At 34.3% G+C, this 24951-nt stretch carries 21 protein-coding genes; 8 read left to right on the top strand and 13 right to left on the bottom strand.

Features of this window, described 5'->3' with window-relative positions:
- The first annotated feature begins 12 nt into the window (after positions 1-12).
- The 4 genes from DICTH_RS02415 to DICTH_RS02400 all read left to right on the top strand — a co-directional run bounded on the left by DICTH_RS02415 (position 13) and on the right by DICTH_RS02400 (position 8186).
- Positions 13-3150, top strand: a complete 3138-nt coding sequence (locus DICTH_RS02415) for a glucodextranase DOMON-like domain-containing protein (RefSeq protein ID WP_012548128.1) — start codon at positions 13-15, stop codon at positions 3148-3150.
- 122 nt (positions 3151-3272) lie between these two features.
- Entirely contained in the window at positions 3273-5042 is a 1770-nt protein-coding gene (locus DICTH_RS02410) for an ABC transporter ATP-binding protein (protein WP_012547477.1), read from the top strand.
- Entirely contained in the window at positions 5026-6978 is a 1953-nt protein-coding gene (locus tag DICTH_RS02405) for an ABC transporter ATP-binding protein (RefSeq protein WP_012548358.1), read from the top strand. Before DICTH_RS02410 ends, DICTH_RS02405 begins: the two co-directional genes overlap by 17 nt.
- Positions 6979-7001: 23 nt before the next feature.
- Positions 7002-8186: a WD40 repeat domain-containing protein gene (locus DICTH_RS02400; RefSeq protein WP_012548673.1), complete on the top strand. Its 1185-nt coding sequence runs from the start codon at positions 7002-7004 to the stop codon at positions 8184-8186.
- On the opposite strand, the gene DICTH_RS02395 is transcribed toward DICTH_RS02400, so the two are convergent.
- The 8 genes from DICTH_RS02395 to DICTH_RS02360 form a co-directional block, all read right to left on the bottom strand.
- Positions 8183-9178 (bottom strand): glycoside hydrolase family 5 protein, encoded by a 996-nt coding sequence (locus DICTH_RS02395; RefSeq protein ID WP_012547750.1) that lies wholly within the window; start codon positions 9176-9178, stop codon positions 8183-8185. The genes DICTH_RS02400 and DICTH_RS02395 overlap by 4 nt on opposite strands.
- Before the next feature lie 20 nt (positions 9179-9198).
- Positions 9199-10137, bottom strand: coding sequence for a glycoside hydrolase family 5 protein (locus tag DICTH_RS02390; protein ID WP_012547786.1), 939 nt, complete (start codon positions 10135-10137; stop codon positions 9199-9201).
- Between the two features lie 21 nt (positions 10138-10158).
- On the bottom strand, positions 10159-11157 hold the full coding sequence (locus tag DICTH_RS02385) for a glycoside hydrolase family 5 protein (protein ID WP_012548324.1): 999 nt from the start codon (positions 11155-11157) through the stop codon (positions 10159-10161).
- 55 nt (positions 11158-11212) lie between these two features.
- Positions 11213-12160: an ABC transporter ATP-binding protein gene (locus DICTH_RS02380; protein ID WP_012547580.1), complete on the bottom strand. Its 948-nt coding sequence runs from the start codon at positions 12158-12160 to the stop codon at positions 11213-11215.
- Positions 12153-13133: an ABC transporter ATP-binding protein gene (locus DICTH_RS02375; RefSeq protein ID WP_012548135.1), complete on the bottom strand. Its 981-nt coding sequence runs from the start codon at positions 13131-13133 to the stop codon at positions 12153-12155. The genes DICTH_RS02380 and DICTH_RS02375 overlap by 8 nt, the downstream gene beginning before the upstream one ends.
- Before the next feature lie 4 nt (positions 13134-13137).
- Positions 13138-14010: an ABC transporter permease gene (locus tag DICTH_RS02370; protein ID WP_012548362.1), complete on the bottom strand. Its 873-nt coding sequence runs from the start codon at positions 14008-14010 to the stop codon at positions 13138-13140.
- A 40-nt stretch (positions 14011-14050) separates the two neighbouring features.
- Positions 14051-15013, bottom strand: a complete 963-nt coding sequence (locus DICTH_RS02365) for an ABC transporter permease (RefSeq protein ID WP_012547948.1) — start codon at positions 15011-15013, stop codon at positions 14051-14053.
- 72 nt (positions 15014-15085) lie between these two features.
- Positions 15086-17029 (bottom strand): peptide ABC transporter substrate-binding protein, encoded by a 1944-nt coding sequence (locus DICTH_RS02360; protein ID WP_012547081.1) that lies wholly within the window; start codon positions 17027-17029, stop codon positions 15086-15088.
- A gap of 267 nt (positions 17030-17296) precedes the next feature.
- Between DICTH_RS02360 and DICTH_RS02355 the strand changes: the two genes are divergently transcribed.
- Positions 17297-18313: a LacI family DNA-binding transcriptional regulator gene (locus DICTH_RS02355; protein WP_012547979.1), complete on the top strand. Its 1017-nt coding sequence runs from the start codon at positions 17297-17299 to the stop codon at positions 18311-18313.
- A gap of 2 nt (positions 18314-18315) precedes the next feature.
- On the opposite strand, the gene DICTH_RS02350 is transcribed toward DICTH_RS02355, so the two are convergent.
- From DICTH_RS02350 to DICTH_RS02340, 3 genes are read right to left on the bottom strand one after another with little or no spacing between them, the layout of a single operon-like run.
- Complete coding sequence (locus DICTH_RS02350; RefSeq protein ID WP_012546895.1) at positions 18316-19209, bottom strand: LiaF transmembrane domain-containing protein; 894 nt, start codon at positions 19207-19209, stop codon at positions 18316-18318.
- Positions 19210-19221: 12 nt separating this feature from the next.
- Positions 19222-19587, bottom strand: coding sequence for a PspC domain-containing protein (locus DICTH_RS02345; protein ID WP_012547216.1), 366 nt, complete (start codon positions 19585-19587; stop codon positions 19222-19224).
- 14 nt (positions 19588-19601) lie between these two features.
- A complete protein-coding gene (locus tag DICTH_RS02340; protein ID WP_012547412.1) occupies positions 19602-19847 on the bottom strand; it encodes a PspC domain-containing protein in 246 nt (81 codons plus the stop codon).
- Positions 19848-20009: 162 nt separating this feature from the next.
- On the opposite strand from DICTH_RS02340, the gene DICTH_RS02335 reads away from it, so the two are divergent.
- The gene (locus DICTH_RS02335; RefSeq protein ID WP_012548697.1) at positions 20010-20519 is read left to right on the top strand and encodes a biotin transporter BioY; all 510 of its coding nucleotides are present in this window, start codon (positions 20010-20012) and stop codon (positions 20517-20519) included.
- On the opposite strand, the gene DICTH_RS02330 is transcribed toward DICTH_RS02335, so the two are convergent.
- Complete coding sequence (locus tag DICTH_RS02330; protein WP_143707861.1) at positions 20513-22657, bottom strand: glycoside hydrolase family 130 protein; 2145 nt, start codon at positions 22655-22657, stop codon at positions 20513-20515. The two genes, DICTH_RS02335 and DICTH_RS02330, sit on opposite strands and share 7 nt — an antisense overlap.
- A 96-nt stretch (positions 22658-22753) precedes the next feature.
- Here DICTH_RS02330 and DICTH_RS02325 point away from each other — a divergent pair, with 96 nt between their 5' ends.
- Together DICTH_RS02325 and DICTH_RS02320 are read left to right on the top strand one after the other, a co-directional pair.
- Positions 22754-23851 (top strand): CapA family protein, encoded by a 1098-nt coding sequence (locus DICTH_RS02325; protein ID WP_012546910.1) that lies wholly within the window; start codon positions 22754-22756, stop codon positions 23849-23851.
- 2 nt (positions 23852-23853) lie between these two features.
- On the top strand, positions 23854-24315 hold the full coding sequence (locus tag DICTH_RS02320; protein WP_012548035.1) for a hypothetical protein: 462 nt from the start codon (positions 23854-23856) through the stop codon (positions 24313-24315).
- A gap of 3 nt (positions 24316-24318) precedes the next feature.
- Here the strand turns inward: DICTH_RS02320 and DICTH_RS02315 are convergent, their stop codons facing one another.
- Positions 24319-24948: a LysE family transporter gene (locus DICTH_RS02315; RefSeq protein WP_012548056.1), complete on the bottom strand. Its 630-nt coding sequence runs from the start codon at positions 24946-24948 to the stop codon at positions 24319-24321.
- Positions 24949-24951: the final 3 nt, after the last annotated feature.

Here is a 24951-nt window from a genome sequence, read left to right as displayed (position 1 = left end):
AGGTGGGTTCTCATGAAGAGTACGAAGAAGATCTTAATATTTTCTCTTCTTTTCCTAATAATTTCTCTAATCTCCTTAAGTTTTTCTCAAGATATACCTATAAATGTTTACAATCCTAAGGTACAAAAGGTCGCAAAACCACTATATTTAGCCATCATATGGCACAACCACCAACCCCTATATTATGATCCCGAACAAAATCTAAATATTCTTCCTTGGGTAAGAATGCATGCCATAAAAGACTACTACGACATGGCCTACATCTTAAAAAATTACCCACAAGTAAAGGCTAATTTCAATATGGTACCTTCCCTACTATATCAATTAGAACTATATACAAAAAAGGGTATAAAAGATAAGTATCTACTTCTTACAGAGAAACCAGCTGATCAACTTACTTTAGAAGATAAGGAATTTATACTGAGAAGATTCTTTGACGTTAACTGGGATAGAATAATTAAGAGATTCCCCAGATATTGGGAACTTTTGAATAAGAGAGGTCAGTCTATAGATGATACAATAATAGCAAAAGCAATTCAAACCTTTACTACTCAGGACTTTAGAGATTTACAAGTATGGTTCAATTTAGCATGGTTTGATCCTGATTTCCAAAAGTATGATAAGGATCTTTCAAGACTTATAGAAAAAGGCAGAGATTTTACAGAAGAGGATAAAAAAATAGTTATAAATAAACAATATGAAATAATGTCAAAGATTATTCCACTATACGCAGAATTACAGAAAAACAAACAAATAGAAGTAACTACTACACCTTTCTTCCATCCCATATTACCTCTCTTAGTAGATATAAAATCTGCTAAGATTGCAGTACAAGACATAGCCTTACCTAACGCTACAATAAATTATGCCGATGATGCATCTTCTCAGCTTTCTATGGCTGTAAATTACTACAAAAAGTTCTTCAAGAGTAATCCCAAGGGTCTCTGGCCTTCAGAAGGATCAGTAAGCCAAGATATCATACCCATAGTAAGTAGTGCTGGATTTATGTGGATGGCAAGCGATGAAGATGTACTTGCAAAATCTCTTAATACTCCTATTATCAGAGACTCGAGAGGTAATGTGGTAAATACTGATATCCTTTACCAACCATATGTAGTAGAGGAACAAGGAAAAAAAGTATACATGGTATTTAGAGACAAAAATCTCTCGGATAAAATCGGTTTTGTTTATAGCGGAATGAAAGGAGAAAACGCAGCTAAAGATTTTGTTAATCGATTAGAGAGTATCTATGAAAAAGTAAAAGACGATAATAAACCATATCTTGTGACGGTAATTCTCGATGGTGAGAACTGTTGGGAATATTACGAAAATGATGGAAAAGAATTTCTCCACACCCTATATAAATTACTTACTGATAGCCCATACATTGAAACTGTAAGATTAACAGATTATTTAAACAAGTTCCCTCCAATTAAAAAGATAGAAAAACTCCATGCAGGATCATGGCTTGATGGAACCTTCCTCACTTGGGTAGGAGAACAAGAAGAAAACAAAGCATGGGAACTTTTAGACAAGGCAAGAACAGAATTAATATATGAAACCTTAAAACAGAGAAAAACCATCTCTCCTGTATTAAATCCAGATTCTTTAAGAAACAATATTGAAAAAGCATGGTTTGAGCTATATGCAGCAGAAGGTAGCGACTGGTTCTGGTGGTATGGAGATGATCAAGATTCTACAAATGATCTTGCCTTTGACGAACTCTTTAGAAAACATCTTATAAATGTTTACAAATTAATCGGCAAAGATATCCCCCAAGAACTTTTCCTCCCAATAGTAAAAATAGGTGAAGAAAAACCATTACAAAATATACAAGCAAAATTCACACCTAATATTGATGGCTTAATTAATCCAGAAGATGAGTGGAAAAATGCTGCTATTTATCTTGCTAAAAAAGGGACAGGACTTTCCGTAAAACCTGCAGACTTTATAGAGAAATTGTATTTAGGATTAGATAATGACAATGTATACTTCTTAGTAGAATCAAAGACTAATTTCAAAGATTATTTTGGAAAACCCTACTACCTTGCCATATACTTCTCCAATCCTAATCAAAAGGAATATAACCTATATCCTAGAAATGGAAACAAAACTTTAGGATACGGAATAGCATACGAAGTCCTAATTGACTTCTCTAAAATTAATTCTACAGGAGAATTAGAGGCCATTCTAAATCAAGCCTTAGGCAACAACTCCTGGAAACAACAATCTACATTAAAAGCAGGGATTTCTGAGAAATATGTGGAAATAGGTGTACCTTTTAAAGAACTCAAAGTTCAAGGGAGAGATCGAATAGCAATCAATGTGGTATTTGGAAAAGAAGAACCAGAAGATGTAGTTCCATATTATGCGCCTATATATCTAACTGTGCCTGAGAAAAAATTAGATATTACATATTTCTCCATTGATGATCCAACAGGAGATGATTATGGATGGGGCAAGGTTGTTTATCCAACAGCTCCTGTGTTTAAACCTGGAGTCTTTGACATAATTCATGTAGAAATGGGTAAAAGCAAGGACGATATTGTATTCAAAGTTAAAATTAGAGGAGATTTAGAAAATCCATGGGGATCTCCTACAGGAGTGTCAGTTCAAACCATAGATATATACATAAACGATGGTAAAGAAGGGCCATATTATTATCAAGCATTACCAGGAAGGCAGGCCAATATCCCAGAAGGATGGAATAAAGCAATATGGGCTGAGGGATGGATTCAAGAATTAGTAGTTCCAGCGTTAGATGAAAAGGGAGAAGTACAATTAAAAGAAATAAAAGGAGTTGTTCAATTAACTGCAGACCCCATAGAAAGAACCATAACAATATCAGTGCCTGAAAAATATTTAGGTCCTGTAACCCCAGATTGGAAAATCCTTGTAATATTATGTGGGCAAGAAGGATACCCCAGACCTGGAAGTTGGAGAGTAAGAGAGGTAGAAGAAGAAGCAAAACAATGGAGATTTGGTGGTGGAGACGACTTCTATGGAGATCCTAACATTATAGATATGATAGTTCCCCCTGGAACAAAACAAGAAGATATATTGTCTAAATGGGTAAGTAGTGAAGATGAAGAAGAAAATGTTTATGTAGAACTCCCCTTGATCCCCCTTAGGATCCTTATGAACCAATAAAAGCCCCCGAATGAAGGAGAGGGAAAGAAAACCCCTCTCCTTCATTTTTTAAATTTTTAGACAAAACTTTTTATAATCCTTGTTTACAAAAAAAACAATTAGCTATAAAATTATTTATTGTTATGAATAAACCATTGTTCAGACATATTAAAAAGCTATTATGGCAGTATAAATGGAAATATATCACAGGAGCATTTTTCCTACTCCTTACCGATATCTTCCAACTTATATCCCCAAAATTAATCGGTTGGGGTGTAGATTATCTTAACAAAGGAACCTTAACCTTTAAGAGTTTACTGTTAGTATTTATTGCATTATTACTTTTAGCAATACTAACTGCCATATTTCGTTTTTTCTGGAGAATGCAAATTCTTGCCACAGCAAGAAGATTAGAAGCGCAAATTCGAGAAAAGTATTTTACTCATTTACAAACTCTTTCTCTAAACTTTTTTAATTACAAAAAAACAGGAGAACTAATGGCTCTTGCTACAAATGACTTAGGAGCTGTAAGAGAAATGTTTGCTTTTGGAATAGTTATGCTATTAGATACAATCTTTCTTGGAACTCTTTCTATCTTCTTTCTACTAAGTATAAGTCCCAAGCTCACCCTTTATATTGCTATTCCCCTTCCTCTAATTACGTTAACAATAACTTTCTTTGGGAAAATAACCCATAGAAGGTTTAGACTTGTACAAGATAGTTTTGCAAAATTAACTGACAAAGCAGAAGAGACCATAGCTGGAATAAGAGTAGTCAAAGCTTACGTACAAGAAGAAGCAGAACTTAAAAAATTTGTAGAAAGAGCCCAAGATTTATTAAATAAAAATATTAACTTAGTTAAGGCATGGGGATTTATGTTTCCAACCATTGAACTATTAGCAGGATTCTCTGTTTTATTTGTCTTTTTATTTGGAGGCTTAGAAGTAATAAGAGGAAATATAAGCCTTGGTGACTTCATTGCTTTTAACTCATATTTAGGTCTCCTTATCTGGCCTATGAATGCCCTTGGATGGGTAGTCAATAATTTCCAAAGAGGTAAGGCATCTCTTGAGAGAATAAATGAGGTACTCGATGAGGTTCCTGATATAAAAGATTCTCCTAATTCTATAAAGAGAGAAAGATTAGAAGGTTATATAACTTTTAAGAATGTATATTTTAAATACCCAAAAAGTACAAAATGGGTTTTTGAAGACATCTCCCTTGAGGTTAAACCAGGGAAATTCTTAGGAATAACAGGTCCTGTTGGCTCGGGAAAAACAAGTCTCGTAAGCCTTATACCTAGACTATTTGATATCCAAAAAGGAGAAATTCTCATTGATGATATCCCAATTAAAAATTTATCCCTATACTATCTCAGAAAAAATATAGGATTTGTCCCCCAAGATAGCTTTTTGTTCTCTGATACTATTGCCAACAACATAAGGTTTGCAAAGCCAGACCTAAGTGATGAAGAAATATACAAGCTCATCAAACTTGTAGCCTTAGAAGAAGACCTAAAAGAATTTCCCGATGGCATAAATACTATTGTAGGAGAAAGAGGAGTAACCCTCTCTGGAGGTCAAAAACAAAGAATTGCTATTGCAAGAGCTTTAGCCATAAATCCTCCTATCCTCATTTTAGATGATGCATTGTCTGCAGTAGACTCAAAAACTGAGAAACAAATTCTTGAAAATCTCTTAGAATTAAGACAAGATAAAGCCTTAATAATAATTGCTCAGAGACTTTCAGTAATTCAAGAAGCAGATGAGATCATTGTGTTAAAAGATGGAAAAATCATAGAAAGAGGAGACCACAATAAGTTAATGAGGCTTAGAGGATTTTATGCCGAATTATTTGAACAGCAAAAAATAGAATCAGAGTTAGAGAGGGAGGAAGATGAATTATTATCCTGAAGAGGAAATATTAGGAAAAGCTTATGATTCAAGAATAATGCGAAGATTACTAAAATATGCAAAACCTTATCTGCGCTATCTTATTCTTGCTCTTGTGCTCATTATCCTTATAACCTTATTAAAACTTGTAAATCCTTATATAATTAAAAACTCTATAGACAAAAGTATAAACCCTATAAAAACTCTTTCCATAAATGGTAAGGAAATAAGAGTCTATTATATAGATGAGAAGATCCCCATAGACCTTCTACAAAGATATAATGGGATAATAAAAAACTTTGAGGGCAAAAAATACATATTACTTGAAGATTTAAATAAATTAAGCTTAAAAGATAGGACTATCGTAAGATTTAAAGATATCAATAATCTTAAAAAATCGGCATTAAATTATTTCTTAATCTTAATTCTTATCTTTATATTAACATATGCCCAAGTTTATATATTAAACCTTACCTCGCAAAAAATTATTTTCGATATGCGCAAAGAACTCTTTGAACACATACTCAAACTTCCCTTAAGTTTTTTTGACAAAAATCCAGTAGGAAGACTTGTCACCCGAGTTACTAACGACATCGAAACTCTTCAACAAATGTATAACTCAGTAATCACAAGTTTTGTGGTAGACATATTCTTAATTTTAGGACTTTCAATAGTAATGCTCATAATAAACTGGAAACTAGCTTTGATATGTATTGTCTCACTCCCTATAGTGGGATATATAAGTTTCATATTTAGAAAATATGCAAGGGAAGCTTACCGTAATTTTAGAATAAGACTTGCAAGACTAAACGCCTATTTAGCAGAGCATATAAACGGAGTAAGAGTAACCCAAGTCTTTGCAAGAGAAAAAGAAAACGAAAAAGAATTCAAAGAGATAAATAATAAATTATTAGAAGCACAACTAAGAAATGTTTTCGTAAATGCAATTTTCAGACCAGCAGTGAGTGCTCTGGGTAGTATTGTTTCTGCCTTTTTAATATTCTTTGGTGGATGGCAAATTATGAATAATCAAATGTCCTTTGGAACTATATTTCTCTTCTTATCTTATCTTGGTAGCTTTTTCCAGCCCATACAGGATTTAGCAGAAAAATATGATATATTACAGGATGCTATGGCATCTGCAGAAAGAATCTTCCTTTTAAGAGATGAAAAAATAACTATAGACTCTCCTCCAAATCCTATCAGATTAAACAACCTAAGGGGAGAAATAGAATTTAAAAATGTGTGGTTTGCCTATGATAAAGAATGGGTCTTAAAAGACCTATCTTTCAAGATAGAGCCAGGAGAAAAAGTAGCTTTTGTAGGAGCCACAGGTGCAGGAAAAACTTCTATAATCAACCTTATTACAAGATTCTACGATGTACAAAAGGGAGAGATTCTAATAGATGGTATAAACATAAAGGATATTGACTTACGTGACCTAAGAAGACAAATAAGTGTTGTATTACAAGATGTACACTTATTCGCAACCACCATCTTAGAAAATATTAGGCTTAATAGAGATGACATCCCGGAAGAAAAAGTAATAGAAGCAGCAAAATTAGTAAATGCTGATAAATTTATAAGAGAACTTCCTCAAGGTTACTACACACCTGTACAAGAAAGAGGTGCAACCCTTTCTGCTGGACAACGTCAGCTTATTGCTTTTGCAAGAGCCCTTGTCTTTGACCCTAAAATCCTCATCCTTGATGAAGCCACTGCTAATATAGACACACAAACAGAAAAACTCATACAGGATGCCATTGAGAAAGTAATTCAAGGTAGAACAAGTATCATAATTGCTCATAGGCTCTCCACAATCAAAAAAGTAGACACCATATATGTAATGCATAAAGGAAGAATTGTAGAAAAAGGAAATCATCAAGAACTAATAAAAAAGAGAGGCATATATTACCATCTTTACAAACTCCAAAGTTTAAATTATGCTAACAAGTAGAAACTTAGGAGAATATTTAAAAAATGAAAAAGATTATCATAGGCAGTATAGCTCTACTAACTATAGGAAACATTCTTTCTCAAAACTTCGATGTTGTACCTACAAAATCTATAGTTATAGGTACAGAAGCACTCAATTATTTTCTTACTTATAATAATTCTCTAATTTATGCCTTCCAAGACCAAATTACTCTTTTGGATCTTAATACTTTCAAAGAAACAAAACTAAAAGTTAAGTCTTCAAAAGCTCAAAACTTCAACACTTATATTGTTAAATTTAAAATACTATCCAACGGTGATATAGCAGTAATAAACAACGAACCCTATATAATCTTATGGAATCCCCTTAAGAATAACAAAATAGAACTTCCTTTTAACATAGAATACAATAGAAAAGATAAAAACAATTTCTTAATTTCCAAGACCGAAATTATCGAAGACTTAGATATATCTAATACTGCTAAGTTTGTTTTCATCAAAAATCATATAAGTCAGTTATTTTTAAATTTTATCCCAATCGAAGATTATTATGAATACAAAATTCTATCTTATCCAGATTTAAAAGAGATCATTAGTTGGAGTTCTAAGGAAATAAACTTTGATAACATAGCATTCTCTACAGATGACAATTTCGTAATACTTAGAAATGTAACTTATCCTCAGGAGCTCAATAAATCTTATGGACTAAAAATTTATGATTTAAGCAAGCAAAAAGAATATAATCTTCTTCCAAATACAACAGTCATTGACTTTGACATAGCTCAAAACAGCAAATTAATTGCCATCTCTACAGAAGAATCTGGTACTAAGATATTTGATTTGAAAACTTTAAACGAAGTTTTTAAAGCCTCAATTTCGGGATACGTAAGATTTAGTCCTCTTGAAAACCTGCTAATATTAGAAGGAAATAATACCATAAATATTTTTGACATTAAAAGCAAGAACCTAATAGAAACTTATTTAGGTTCTAATCCTTCTCTTTCACCATCTCAAACCTATCTTGCTTATGCTATAAGCAAGAACTTTGCTTCCCTTTCAAAAGAAATTAATATTGTAAACAGATATACCAAAACCCAAAATAAAATTAACTTCAAAGAAGAATACTTTGTAGAAGACATTCAGTTTTCAAGAGATGAAAACTTCCTAATAACAATGCTTTCTGGAAAAGACGGATACAAGATAGAAATCTTTAAAAAAACCTCTCCTTAGTATTCTTGTAATAATTTCAACATCTCTCTATCAAGTTTATGTCCATACCAATCTTCATAGTCCACATCTTCCCTATCTGAATCAAGAATTCCAAAAGGTCCTTTAAAATTCCATAATGCAAAACCTATATCCCTTTCTTTTAAAATTTCAAGAAGATCTCTAAGCCATGCAAGCACTACCTTGTGAGGTGTAAACTTATATGCTCCTGCCTCACCACAATGAACACCTATCCCCATACTTATTAACTTTGCCCATTCATCATAATGTTTTTCAAGTCTCTCTCTATCCCATATCTCTCCATAATGCCAAGCACCTGGCCATTTAGGCTCTGGCCAATTCTCTCCTCCCACCCAATTTGCCTTATAATGAGTAAGTCCCATAGGAAGGTAACCCCTACAACTCTGAACCACATTAAGATCTGATAGCTCTGGCAAAGGTACATTACCATAAGAAATTCCGTCTATAATAATCAATCTTTCTGAATCAATTTTTCTTATATATTCCACTGTATACCTTATAACTCTGTTATGATCGTCTCTTGTCATAACTTCGGGAGAAGGGTGTAAAGGTTCATTAACTAAATTAAAGCTTAAACTTTTTGAAGAGATACCTTTGTATCTTTTTGCAAAAACCCCCCAATGAAAACAGAAAGCATCAAGAGCATCCTTATCTTTCCAAAGATTAAATTTCTCGATAAATTCGTTATTTACGCAATAACCAGGCGCCCTATGAAAGTTTAAAGAAACATGAATATTATACTTTTGCCCCCATTCTACAACTTTATCTATCTTCTCCAAAAACCTCTCATTTATCTTATAGATATCATCATCTTCTATCCATAATCTATAACACAAAGGAACCCTAACAAAATCAAATCCCCAATCACTTATCCACTTAAAATCCTCTTCCTCAAAATCTCTCGCAGAATGAAAAAGGAACATATTTGTAAGATTAAATCCCTTCCATCTGGGGATAATATTTTTAACCTTCATATTTATTACTCCTATTCTTTTTATATCTTTGTCTCAGGTATTAAAGCCTTGAGCAGAGGCTTTCTCCACTCATTTTTTTCAGAATCAAAAACCCCAAATCCAGAATAGAACTCCCAATATGCCCAAGCAATTCCTCTCTTCTCTGCAGACCTTGCTACAAAATCCGTCCATCTCACCCTTGATTCCATGTCTGCCTTTGAATATGCTCCAAATTCTCCCATATAAAGAGGTATATCACCATGCTCTTTTGCCCAATCCACAGCCATATCAAGTTCCCTTTCTACATCTTTTTTCTCCTCTTCTGTACCCAACCACTTAACCCCTACAGGCAAATTAACTTTAACCCATCCTGCTCCTTGATGAGTAAAGGGAAAAGGATTGTAATAATGAAAAGTAACTATAATGTTCTTATCGTTTTCAGGAATTTCTAATTTGGGAAGATTATAAAGGTTATTCCAATTATCTGGCCCTATAATAATCTTCCTTTCCGGATTGGTTTTCCTTATGACTTCAACTGCCTCTTTTAAAAATTGATTCCATAAATCACTGTTTAAATTATAAGTTGGCTCGTTTAAAAGCTCAAAATAAAGCTGATCAGGATAATCTTTATAATGCTCCGAAATTTGCCTCCATATGGCTAAAAATCTATCTTTTTCCCTTAGTGGTTCTTCCATAATCTCATCATAATGATGGATATTTATAACAATATAGAGACTATTTTTAAAACCTTCTTCTATCAAGTGATCAACCCTATCAAAGATTCTTTTCTCAATAGAATATGGATACTCTTTTTGAGTATAAACACTCCATTTTATTGGAATTCTAACATGGTCAAAACCCGCATCCTTAATAAGCTTAAAATACTCATCCTTTATTATATGTCCACCCCAAGCTCCTTCATAAGGAGCCTCTAAAGTATCTCCGAAATTAATTCCACGTCTAATAGGAATTTTACCCATCTTATGATAATCCTCCATACTTTATTTTATCTTTGTATCAGGAATCAAAGCCTTAAGAAGATCCATTCTCCACATCTTATTTAATCCATCATATACACCAAATCCTGCCGAAGCAAAATCCCAATATGCCCAAGCAATTCCTCTTTTCTCCGCAGACCTTGCTACAAAATCCGTCCATCTCACCCTTGATTCCATGTCTGCCCTATGATAGGCTCCAAACTCCCCCATATAAAGAGGTACATTTCCATTTCTTTTTGCCCACTCAACAGTAAAATCTAGTTCCCTTTCAATAGCCTTCCTTTCTTGATCAGAACCTGTCCACTTTACCCCTACAGGAAGTTGAGGTTGAACCCAATCTGCCCCTTGATGAGTAAAATTAAAAGGATTATAGTAATGAAAACTTACCACTAAATTTTTATCTTCAGGAAGTTTTAAAAAGGATATGGTACTATAATTCGCCCAGTTAGCAGTATCAACCACAATCTTTCTTGTAGGGTTAGTCTCTCTTATTACCTTAATAGCTTCAGCTAAATACTCATTCCAAAGTTGAGGGGTAAGATTAGTATTGGGTTCATTCAAAAGCTCAAACCATAAACTATCTGGGTAATTCCTATAATGCTCCGCTATTTGCTTCCATAGAGCAAGAAATCTTTCTTTATGCTTCTCAGGATTTTGCATTATTTCCTCATAATTATGAATGTTAATTATCACATATAACTTATTTTTAAAAGCAAGATTAATTATTTGATCTACCCTATCAAAAATATAACTCCTAATGGTATAAGGAGGTTCGTAAGCAGCATGTCCATTCCATCTTACAGGAAGCCTTATATGATCAAAACCTGCCTTTTTAACCAATTCAAAATACTCATCTTTAACATAAACTCCCCAAGAGCCCTCAAAAGGAGCTTCAAGCCCTGTTAAATTTACTCCTCTCTTTATTGGAAGTCTTTCCTGAGAATAGCCATTTATATTAAAAATAAAGAAAACTAACAAAAATAAAAATACAATCTTTTTCATTAGCTTCCCCTCCTCTTTAATTAATTTTCCCCTCTCACCCCAAATACATTCAAACTTAAACTAAATGACAAGCCACAAAGTGTCCAGGAGATACTTCCCTAAACGCAGGCTCCTGTTTTCTACATACATCCATCACATACTCACATCTGCTTTGGAACCTACAACCAGGAGGAAGATCTATTGGAGATGGCACCTCACCTTTCAGAGCAGGGAATCTTGTTTGTCTTTCTCCATCTCTTGGCATCTTAGGCACAGAAGCAAGTAGAGCCCTAGTATAAGGATGCAATGGATTCTGATACAACTCTTCCTTAGGAGCCAACTCCATCATTGCTCCCAAATACATAACTGCTACTTTATCCGATAGATACCTTACTACAGCTAAGTCGTGAGATATGAAGAGATAAGATATTTTAAATCTTCTCTTAAGCTCGTAAAGGAGAGAAACAATTTGAGCCTGAATTGAAACGTCTAATGAGGATACAGGCTCATCTGCCACGATAAATTTAGGATTCAAAGCAAGAGCCCTTGCTATTCCTACCCTCTGCTGCTGTCCTCCTGAAAACTCATGAGGAAAAGCATCTATAACATCTCTTCCAAGACCTACTATTTCCAGTAGCTCTTCAACGGCCCTTCTTCTTTCCTCTTTAGTACCTATATTATGAATTATTAGCGGATCCTCGATATTTTGTCCTATAGTCATTACAGGGTTCAAAGATGCGAGAGGATCTTGGAATATTATCTGCATAAATCTTCTCTTTTGTCTTAATTCTTCCCCACTAAGCTTTCTTATATCAACACCATCAAATATTATTTCCCCATCATCAGGTTCAATAAGTCTTAATATACTTCTTCCAAGAGTAGATTTACCAGATCCACTTTCTCCCACAAGCCCTAAAGTCTCTCCTTGTTCTATGGAAAAAGATACATTATCCACTGCTTTCAATAGTTTTCCTCTTACAGGAAAATACTTCTTTAGATTTTTAACAACTAATAATTCAGGCATTGAATTTTCCTCCCTTCACAAGATGGCAAGCTACATAGTGCCCATCTTCTACTTCTCTATATTCTGGCTCTACCTCTTTACAAATATCCTGAGCATATTGACATCTTGGATGGAACCTACAACCAGAAGGTGGGTTGACTAAGCTTGGAGGGTTACCAGGTATAGGTCTTAAAGAACCCTCTTTTGCATTTATATCAAGAGTAGAAGTAATCAAACCATTAGAATATGGATGCAAAGGATTCTTTATAAATTTCTCTATTGGAGCATACTCTGCAATCTTTCCTGCATACATCACCATTATAGTATCTGCAAAATTCATTGCAAGAGTAATATCATGGGTTATAAATATAACACTAGTTTTAAACTCCTCCTTCATATCTGAGAGCAAATTCAGTATTTGAGCTCTAACTGTAACATCTAACGCTGTTGTTGGCTCATCGGCAATAACAAGTTTTGGATTACATGCAAGAGCAATAGCAATCATGACTCTTTGTCTCATTCCACCCGAAAATTGGAACGGATAATCCCATACTCTTGTTTTATATTCCGGAATTCCCACAACTCTCAAAAGCTCAATAGCCCTTTCTCTTGCTTCCTTATCTGACATTACTTTGTGCCATATTATAGGCTCCATTATTTGGATACCAACTCTCATTATAGGGTTCAAACTGGTCATAGGATCCTGGAAGACTATGGAAATATCCTTACCTCTTATTTGTCTCAGTTCTTCTTTACTTAGCTTTAACAAGTCTTTTCCTTCAAAGATAGCTTCTCCATCTACAATTCTTCCATTTCCTTTAATGAGCCTCACGAGAGATAGAACCGATTGAGTTTTTCCAGAACCACTTTCTCCCACAATAGCCAATGTTTCTCCATAATCCAATTTATAACTCACACCATCAACAGCTTTAACCACACCATCATATCTATCAAAGTAAGTTTTTAAATTATTAACTCTCAACAGTTCTGCCATGGCTTTATACCTCACTCCTTGGATTAAATGCATCTCTTAAACCATCACCTACATATGTGAAGGCGAGAAGAGTAAGAGCAAAAGTTAAAACTGGAAAGATAACCATATGAGGAAATGCCATGATATAACCCAAACCTGCACCGATCATATTTCCCCAAGAAGGCATAGGAGGCCTTACCCCCATACCAATCAATGCCAAACCAGATTCTACCCATATTCCATTAGGTATTCCAAAAGCAAGACTCACAATTATAGGACCTAACATATTTGGTAAAATATACTTCCTAATAATATAGCTATCTTTAGCTCCCAGAGCTCTTGCTGCCTCAACAAATTCAGCATGCTTAAGATACATAACCATTCCTCTAACAAGCCTTGCCATGCCAGCCCATCCTGTAAGACCTACAGCCACCAAAATAGTAAATAGACCTCTCCCCATAACCGTGACTAATATAACGTTAAAAAGGAATGTAGGAAAAGCATACATTATGTCAGTAACCCTCATAAGAAATGTATCCACCATTCCACCACGAAATCCAGCTATAGAACCAATTATTACACCTATGATCAATACCACTATCTGAGAACCAAATCCTATCAAAAGTGCATTTCTCATAGCATATAAGTTTCTACTAAACATATCTCTTCCTAAGTCATCTGTACCAAACCAAAATTTAGCGCTTGGCGGTTGAAAGGTGTAAGCATAATGGGGTTCATCATAAGGATATGGAGCAATCAATGGAGTAAATATGGCTGCTATGGTTATAATAATGATATAAATCAGTCCTGCAACGGCCATCTTGTTTCTTTTGAATCTTCTCCAAGCAGCAGACCAATAACTCGCTCTTCTTGTTTTTTGCTTTATTGCAACCTCCATTTAGCAAAACCTCCTTCTATAGTTCACTAAAACCATTTTTTTATTGATATTTAATTCGAGGATCTAAGAAGGCATAAATAATATCAACCAAAAGGTTCATTAACATAACTGATAGAGAGAGAATAAAAGTCGAAGTCACAAGTAGAGGATAATCTCTCATAGAAGCAGCATTAACAAAGAGCTGTCCAAGACCAGGCACTCTAAATAAGTTCTCAATCCAAACTGTTCCAGTAAAGAGAAACGCAAGTTGAGGTCCAATAACGGTAACCACAGGTAAGAGTGAGTTTCTCAGAGCATGCCTCATAATTACTGCTCTATCAGTTCCACCCTTTGCATAAGCGGTTCTTATGTAGTCCTGGCTCAACACGTCAAGAAGACTTGACCTTGTAAACCTTGCAATTATAGCCATGGGACCTACAGCAACGGTAATAACAGGCATGATCATTTGTTTAGGGGTTTCCCAACCTGAGGTAGGAAGCCATCTCAAATAAACGCTAAATATAATAACCATTATAACACCAATAAGATATGCAGGAATTATACTTCCTATCATTGAAATAAACATAGTAACATAGTCAACCCAAGTATTCCTCTTCAAAGCAGCAATAACCCCAAGAGGGATCCCCACAACAACAGCGAGAGCCATGGCAAGTATAGCAAGAGTTGCGGTTACAGGAAATCTTCTTGCTATCTGGACCTCTATAGGCTCATTGGGGTTAGAAAAAGAAGGTCCAAACTTAAACCTAAAAGCATCTTTTAAATAATTCCATATCTGCTTCCACAAAGGCACATTTAATCCATATTTTTCTTCAAAACCCTTTATTAATACCTGGAGCTGTTCAGGAGTCAATGTGGCAATTTTACCAGCACTTGCCTGAAATTGAGCAATATTAAAGAAATCACCAGGTGCAAGCCACATGAGTACGTAGGTTATTATTATCACTACTATGATTGATACAAAGATAGTAAAAAGTCTTCGTAAAATATACTTTAAAAGGCCCATCTTCTACCTCCTTCTATATAAATTTAAAAGGGGGGAGAGTATAAACCCTCCCCCCCCCAATTTTACCACAAATTAGTCTTTGAGATTGAGCCACTTGAAGTTGAAGAATCCAGGACCCCAAGAGAACTTGTAGAGCATCAAGCCCTCAAGTTTTGGATTTTGTACCCATTGAGCCTTTGCAAGGTATACTGGTACCATGTAGTAAGCATCTTGCATGAGTTGTAATCCATAATGGACAATCTTTACTGCTTCACTAAATGGTCTATTAACTGCTCTATATCTCCATCTTATAGCATTTCTTGCTCTCTCTGTCATATTGAGATACCAGTTCTGGAATATTTCTTGTCCTACAATTTCTCTTCCTGCAAGTCTCCAGTAATTGGTCTTATCTGCATTAGTTTTTGCAGCCTTCCATTTTTCGTAAAGTTCATCAAATCTTTCATACCAGGTAGGTGATTTAGTAAGTTCTGCAACCCATAATTTTTCAGGCTCGGTCGATACAATCTTCTTATAAGTTTCATATAGCGTATTTCTCTTCTCAAGAAGTGGCTTCCAATCTGCTTCGGTAAGTCCGCCATCTTTTCTTAACCATGCATCTTGCTCTTGTTGTAACTCATAATATCTCTTTCTTGCAGAGGTTGGGAAATCAAAGAACCAAGGTGTATGGTCAGAGTTCTTGAACAACGCACCAATCTCTAAGTTGTTCATTGGTGCACCCATTACTGTGAATCCAGCCTTTGCATCAGGTGAGAAGCTAGGCCATACATAGGAGTTCCAGTACAATCCAGATTCTATGTTCTCAATTATTACATTTACTCCAAGGTTCTTCTTCCATTGATCTACTATGAACTCTACTACTGGATCACCACCACCAGTGATGTAGAAGACAAGAGTCTTCAAACCTTTTCCGTTTGGATATCCAGCCTCAGCAAGAAGCTTCTTAGCCTGGTTTACATCAAAGGGTATTCCCTTAAGTTTATCACCAATAGGATTACCGTCAGGCCAATATTTATTAAGAGGTAATGCTCTTCCTCCAAGTACGTCTTTACAAAGTTTTTCTCTGTCTATTGCCATAGCAAGAGCTTTTCTTAATTTTTCATTATCCATTATAGGATCAAATCCACGAGACCATTGATATCCGTTCCAGAAGCAATCCATTACATCCTCGTGGAATTCTTTCGAAAGTTTAGGATCAGATGTTACATATCTGTACTCAGCAACATTATTGATCAATGCAGCATCGAGCTCTCCTGCTTGATACTGTTGAATTCCAAGTCCACCGAACTTAAGTACTATTCTATCCACGTTTCCTCTTTCACCAACATAGTTGGGATTCTTTACAAGTACCATGTCCTTTCCAGGAGTCCATGATACTGGAATGTATGGACCATTGACAACGATCTTTCCAGGTCTCCACCAGTTTTGTGGATCTGCTTCAACAGTTTTTCTGTGGATTGGAACAGCTTGAGCTACACAGAGCCACTCTTTCATATCATATCTTGGTGTAGAAAGTCTTATTTCCAATGTATAATCATCAAGAGCTTTTACACCAAGTTTATCAGGATCAACTGCTCCAGATTTCACTGCCCAGAAGTTTTCAAAGAACTGAAGTGGGCCTGCCCATGCAGGAAGGTCTGGAATCTTAGGACTTGCATAGTATTTGAATGACCATTCAAAGTCTTTTGCAGTTACTGGATCACCATTAGACCATTTTTTATCTTTTCTTAATTTGAAGGTCCATACTTTGTAATCCTTTGAAACTTTATAGCTTTGTGCAATAACTGGAACAACCTTTACACCACCAAGGCTCTTAGGATCTGGTGCATAACCATAAAGTCCCTCAAAAATAGTGCCTTGTGCTAAAATATGTTGTGCCTGCCAGTAATAGGGAACTAATCCTGGTGTATCCCAGAAAGGTAAGCTCACAACTTTTTCTTTTTGTCCATTAATTACACCTGATAACAAAAGGACAGAAACCAAAACAAACAAAATTATTAAACCCTTTTTACTACGCATCTAATCACTCCTCCCCCAAACTTAATAAAATTTAAAAGAAAAACGATTTTAAAGATTTTTGATTTTTAAACCATCACCTCCTTCCTAAGTGGAACTAATTTCGTTAGTAATTTTATAATAAGCAATTTCAAGTGTCAACATAATTTTAAACTGAAATTAAATAATTTAAAGGTTTTTAATGATTTCAGATTGAAATCATATTACTTTATTGATTTACTTTGTTGTTGTATAATATCAAGAAAATAAAAAACTTTGAGGTGGTAAATATTGAGGAAGGTTAAAATCAATATAAGAGATATAGCAAGACTTGCCAACGTATCGGTAGCCACAGTATCAAGAGTTATAAATGGTAGTCCTAATGTAAGTGAAAAAACAAGGAAAAAAGTTTTGAAAATTATTCAAGAGTACGACTACCATCCCAGTGCCTTTGCTCAAAAATTATCTAAAACAAAAACTCAGATTGTAGCTCTCTTAATACCCTACGAGAGAGGTTTTGTATTATCAGATGCCTTCTTTCCTCCACTAATAAAAGGAATGACAGAAATATTTGACAAAAAAGAATACAATATCATGTTATCTATGATTGAATCTCCATATATTCCTCAGAAATATATTTCCTTATATAAAAGAGGAATTGTGGATGGATACATACTCGCTAATGTGAAAAAAGATGACCCTTTTCCAGAAATCCTTTACGAAGAAAATATACCCTTTGTAACTGTAGGTAGAGTTTCCTCGAAAATAAAAAATTATCCTTATGTAGACACTGACAACGTAAGGGGTGCTTTTGAGGCTACCACCTATTTTCTTGAAAAAGGACATAAAAGAATAGCATTACTAAAAGGAAACAGTAATTACAACTTTATTCAAGATAGATATGAAGGCTATATTTTAGCCCTCAAAAAATATGGAATAAAGCCAGATCCAAAACTGATAGTAGAGGATAGTCTCACAATAGATGGGGGATATAAAGCTATGAAAAAATTGCTAAAAATAAACAATCCACCCACTGCAGTCCTCGCCTGCAGTGACTATATGGCTATAGGGGCTATGAATGCCATATTTGAAGAAAACTGGGAAGTCCCAGAGGATATCGCTGTAATTGGCTTTGATGATCTATATATTGATGGAAAAATAGAACCGCCTCTTGCCTCAGTAAGACAAGAAATAGAAGAAATGGGCAAAGAGGCGGCAAAACTTTTCTTACATATCCTTGATAACCCTAACAATTTTGAACCTATAATCCTTCCCGCTACTTTTATATGGAGGAGATCCGCAGGATAGAATCAAATTACTTCTTTCTTTTCCGAAAGGATCTTTATATTTCCTACCCCTGACCTAACCTTCAAACGTATAACTCCCTTTTCTCCCCCTTTTTCCTGTTTTATCTCCTTATCTACAGAAATTTTCCCTAAACCAGTCTCTGCAGATAGGTCCAAAATCATATCCTCTGGCACATATACTTCTACGCTACCCACTCCACCTTCTATTTCCACATAACAAGGAGAAGATGGTAAGTATATTTTTAATCTTCCAACGCCCCCTTTTACTGAAAGATCTTTCAATCTGAACTCCCTCATATTCAAAGTTGCATCTCCCACTCCTACATCAAACTTTAAACTGAGAGGAATCTCAGGATTAATATTTATATTTATTGGATCAAGCTTCTTATCATCCCCAAAAATCCTAAATCCCGTCTCTTTTTCACCTTCAACTTTTAAAGAAAGTCCTAATTCCCCATCCCTCTTTTCTTCTATCAACTTATCAATATAAAAATCCCAATTAGAACTTATATGCAATAAATTTTCCCTATCTTTTAAAGCCTCCAATCTCACAACTCTTACTCCTGTAGAGATCTCCAAATCAAGACCTTTTATATCTTCTTTAAAAGGATACTTCCATTCTCTATAGTAAAATCCAGGCCCTCTATCTCTAAAAAATGGTCTTCCATAACTTGAGAAGAACACAATAAATATAGTGAGAAGGAAAATAATTAAAACCACCAACCAACCAAACCACTTCTTCTCTCCTATGAGCAAATCAAGTCCCCAGAATATAAAGATCAAAGGCCATAACCTAAGTAAATCTCTCCAATAAAACCTGATGATTCCTAACTCTGAGAAAAGAAGTAATAAACCTATAAGAATCAAAAAAATACCTAATAAAGACATTCTTCTCATTAGTTTCACCCCTCATTTCTTAAAAAAGATTAAAATTCCAAAAAGGATAAATAATAGGGCAAGAACTAAAGTGAAAGAAACCTGAAAAATACCAAAAGTTCGCCCCAGAAAATAAACTCCAAGAGCTAAAAAAACCCACCCCAAGGTCTCCCCGCCATCTTTGGAAAGAGGAGAGGGAAGCTCACTATTACCAGGATTTTCAGGGATTACAAGAGCACAAAGAATGTAAAAGAGAAGACTTAAAGGTCCTAAAAAGAGAACTGAGAAGATAAAAATAAGCCTTATTATGACAGGATCAATTCCAAAGTACTCTCCTATTCCCCCACATACTCCTAAAAAAACTCTATTTCTTCTACTCCTATAAAGTTTATTTTCCATTTTTTTCTCCTCCCTCACAAATGTTGAACTGGACCAGAAGGAGTTATATTATCATCCTTCTTCTCCAAATCTTCGGGCTCCTCAGGTATCACAAGAGCAGAGAGAAAATAGGCTATTATTAAGGCAAAATGGAAAGGTATAAAGAGAAAAATAAAAATAAGCCTAACTATTGTAGGATCAATATTTAAATATTCCGCAATCCCCCCACAAACACCCAAAATAACTCTATTCTTCTTGCTTCTATACAGTCTCTTCTCCATAACTTTCCCTCCTCCAAAATTTTTATATCTTTATTTCCATTAATATATACTCTTTAGATACCTTAAAAGTTGCATTAAAAAAATCTTAAAGAGCCTTTAAAATTCTCTTAAAATCCATATGTTATATTTATTCTAAAATATTTAAAATTGGGGTGGAGATATATGAAAACAAAGAAAATTCCCTACTTAGCTCTGGGTCTTGCCCTATTGATTCTCGGGGGATATTTAAGCTTTCATCTACCTTTCACCCAAGTTCCATTCACCTTACAAGTTTTCTTTCTCTTTCTTATTAGTTTATACTTCTCCCCTATAGAGACTTTTTATATTGTTTTTGCTTATCTACTACTTGGGGGGTTAGGATTCCCAGTTTTTGCGGGAGGAAGAGGAGGATTGAATGTACTTTTTGGCCCTACTGGAGGCTATCTTTTTGGGTTTCTAATTGCAGGAATAACCATATCTGTACTCAAAAAGTACTCTGAAATTCTCTCTCTGTTTCTAGGCATTTTAGTAATATATCTCACTGGTAGTATATGGCTATCCTTCTCATTAAAGATAAATTACTATAAAGCTCTAATGACAGGAGTTATACCCTTCATCCCTTACGACTTTATAAAGGGAATAATATCCTACCTTATATGGCAAAAACTCAAAAAACAGCTTAAAAATCAGTAGATATTAGCTGTTATCTCAATAGGTAATAAATCTCCAACTTTTATCTCAGCAAGAGCCATAACTTCGTCTGCTCCACCATAATAGATAAGTATTTCGTCATCTAAATCAAGAATCTCATTAGAATCCTTATTCTTTGGAACTACTCCACATGTAAACACCACATTAGGAACCCATCCTTCAACCTCATAAATCTCTTCAGGTTGAAGAATAGGCTCTGCAGACCTATATATTATCTTATCTGGCTCATCAAGGGGGGTTAAAACTACTCCTAAACCATATGCCTTTTTACCCATCCAGTCTCCTACTCCATGATAAATATGAAGCCAACCATATTTTGTCTTTAAAGGAGGAGCTCCTGCTCCAATCTTTATACTATCCCAAAACTTAGGAGTTGGCATCAAGAAAGTCCTTCCCACCTTAATACTTCTTTTCTTCAATTCATCAGTATATAGAATCTGCATATCAGGGGGAATTCTGTGAATTAGAGCAACCTTCTTATCTAAAAGCTCGGGAAAAACATTTACAAAGTCATCCTCTGCCCTTTTTCCATTGGAATATTCCTCTTTTCTTTCTTCTACCAAATACAAAACTGCATCTTTATCCTCTAAATATTTAAAAATTGGGCCATTTCTAACCCATGCATTATTCCATTCTTCATAACCCTTAAAACTTTTTACTCCCTTTAAGAATACTTCTACAGGAATCTTTGCAAGAGCAAGTTGTACCACATCCCCATAAGCAGTATAAGTCATATAAAGATTTCCATCTATCAAACTTAACCTTGGATCTTCTGTTCCCCCAATCTCTCTTATCATTCCAAAAGTTCTCTTATGAAATCTCCTTCTTTGCTCAGGATTTTTAGGCATCTCATAACTTTCCTTAGGGCCAAATATAGGATAATCTAACCTTCCCTCCTGAGTATAACCATCCTTTGACCACCACAACCCAATCCTTGAGACCCCATCTTCTCCTAAAGCTCTATAGAATACATAAATGGTTCCACCTATTCTTATAGCTCCAGCATTATATACCAACTTTTCCCAAGCAATTTTCTTCCTTCTTAAATTAAGGTATACATTTGGTCTTGCCTTAAACAAAGGATTATTTACATATCTTACAGCTTTTTTAGAGGGAACATATATAGGAGGATTTAGTATATCTTTAAATATAAACAAAAATTGGCTTCCAACCCTTTCGGGAGAATGAGCATAGGCAAAAGCACGAGAAGTACCAAGGACTAAATTTCTAAGATGTTCATTAGTGAAAATAAGATTTATCTTATAAAATAACTCATCTTTATCTTTGAATTTCATTACGCCTGTAGTAAGTTCTGTACGGGTAATTCCTTTAATTTCAGTTTTCTCTTTACCATCAAATTTTATAACTTCATTATAGAGAAAGTTAGTAAAAATCTTATCTTTTATTATCAATGGAGTACCACAACCTACAAGTTTATAAACATGAAAAGGCTCCACATTCTTCCCGCCATCAACAATTACAAGATCAACAGCAGATACAAGCTGTAGCTCATCATACCATACTCCTCCAACAACTACTCTATCTACTTCAATACCCTTTTTCTTTAAAAATTCCCTTAAGAAAACCTCCTTTTCCCACGTGGACACAAAAACTATCAAATAAAAATCCTCTTGTTTCTTTAACTCGGCCAAATATAAGAGTACATTCTCAAAACTATAATCCGCTATAACAAGAATAGCCTTTTTATTCTTAGGAATTCCAAGATCATCTCTAGATTCAGTAGCCTGCTTTTCCATTACAGGATAAGATGGAAAATTAACAAGATAAATATTCTTAGGTAAATATTCTTCCCAGAAAAAGGCAATAATACCATCCCAATGATGCTTCCATACAGGATGATCAGGAGTCTTAAAAACCCTTGGATAATTTAAAAATAAAGTTTTACCCTCTACATTTTTCAATTCTTCCAGAAGAATTCTCCAAGGTACCTGAGTCTTAGGATTATCCACCACAAGGAATATCTTGTTTCTTTTATCCTTAACTCTATAATCATAGGAAATTTCTACCTTGTATCCTTCCTCTTCCCAGTAGTTAACTACTGGGATTAAAAACTCATTAAATCCTATGATATTTATCACATCACCCTTTGTAAAAACCATAAGGGCAATTCTTCCTCCTTTATCAATTTTGTCATTCCAAGGTAAATATGATATAAAATTAGGAGAAAAAATCAAGGAGTAAGGAAATTAAAATTAATGATTGCTCATATAGGTAAAATAAACACTAAAAAAATAAATGTAGTTTTGTTTATCTTAGTTATTCTTCTATTTATTTCTGATTTCAATTCTCAAGAAAAGCCTGCAGATATTGTGAGTTTAGCCTTTGCAGGCGATTTATTTATTCAAAGCCAATTGTTTAAATCATACTATGATCCCAATACAAAGTCCTACTACTTTCCAGAAGATATATTTGAAGACATAAAAGAGTTTATAAATAAGGATTTTTCTTTCATAGTAATCGACACTCCTGTAGCTACCAACCTATATCCTCCATCAGGATATCCGTTATATAACGCTCCCATAGAGATTTTGGATACTTTAAAAAAGGTTGGATTTAATGTAATGATAACATCTGGAAATCATTCCTTAGACAAAGGAGAAAAGGGTCTTATTACTACTATGGAAAATATGATAAAAAAAGAGCTATATTACGTAGGAACCAATAGAACAAAAGAAGAAAGCAATAAATATCTCATTTTAGAAAAAAATAACATAAAAATTGGAATTCTTGCCTATACTTTTAGCACTAATGGTATACCTTTACCAAAGGGCAAGGATTACCTTGTTAACCTCATAAATAAACAAAAAATCAAGAATGACCTTAAAAAAATAAAAAATCTTTGTGATTTTAAGATCGTATATCTTCATTGGGGAAATGTAGAGTATTTAGATGAAATTGAAGAAAGTCAAAAAACACTTGCAAAAGAAATCATAAGCTATGGAGCAGATCTTATAGTGGGAAGTCATCCTCATGCCATCAAACCTTATGAAAACATTAATGGGAAATGGTGTTTCTATGCTCTTGGAAACTTCTTTACCGACCAATACGGAGTATACAGGCCAGAAGTAAAATATGGGTTTATATTAAACATTTCTCTTTTAAAGTACAATGATAGGGTAAATCTCGTTAGTAAAGAAATAATCCCTATATTTATCTGGAGAAAAAATTTAGGAAAAAGATATGAATACAAGATTTTAAGAGCAGAAAAGGTTAAAAATTTGCCTAATATTGATATTAAAGATAAAATGTATTTTAAGAGAGTGAAGAAAATCCTTAAACTAGAGGAGGAGTGACTATGAAAAACAAATCCATTGGAATTCTCTTGCTCCTTATAGGAGCTTTTTTATTACTTGCAAATTTTAATCTCCTTAAAGGAGATGTCTTTTTACTGCTTTTAAGTGTAATTTTTATTATTGCCTATTTCAGAATGAATAGAAGTATAGGATTCCTAATTCCAGGATGTATTCTATTTTCCATATTCCTATTTAACCTATTCAATAATCTTTTTAACATAAATCCGATCCATAGCCTAACATTCATAGGCTTAGGATTTATAGCAATATATTTTATTCACTACTCAGGAAAGAAGGATATCACTATAGGAGAAAAATATTGGTCCCTATACCCCGGAATAATACTAATTGCAATTGGAATTTTAATCAGTTTAATACAGAATTTTCCTGATTACTTAAGATACTTAATTCCTATAGTACTTATAATCATTGGAGTCTTATTACTATTTAGGCGACAAAAATAGTTTTCATCCTAAAAAAACATAGCGCATAAAATAGCCCCCAAAAAAAATTAGAAAGATAGAAGCAATATATAAAATTACTTTGTATATCCTTTTCCAAAAAGGAAGAGATAAGCCTTGTCCTATAAGTCCAATAAAAGCATACCAAACATAATCCGAAAGAATATGCCCAAAATAAAAGCTTAAAACTCCTAATATTAAATAATTTCTTGCCTGAGTAAGAAAACTAACTCCAATAGTAATCCACCATATTAGCCAATAGGGATTAGAAATAGAAACCAATATACCTCCAAGAACACTTGGAAATTTTAAGGGAGAAGCATTCTTAACATGAATTTCATTCTTAAAAAGAGAAATAAGCAAGCCTATACCCATATAAAAAAGGAATATACTTCCAAAAAAAGAAAAACTCTTCAAAAAAACCTGATTCTGTAAAAAGGGTTGCAATCCAAGAAGAAGTAATATTACAAGAACCCCTTCAAGAATAGCATGTCCAGTAACTATCTTTACCGATTCAAACCATCCTTTAATACTACTCTGAGCAAGCACCATCGTAAGCATAGGACCCGGTGATGATGCTCCTGAAAAGCCCACAAGAAAACTTGTAATAAATATGCTCCAAATCCCCAAATCCATTTT

The organism is Dictyoglomus thermophilum H-6-12 (assembly GCF_000020965.1).
GTDB classification, from domain to species: Bacteria; Dictyoglomota; Dictyoglomia; order Dictyoglomales; family Dictyoglomaceae; genus Dictyoglomus; species Dictyoglomus thermophilum.
This window is presented reverse-complemented; position numbering and strand designations above follow the sequence as displayed.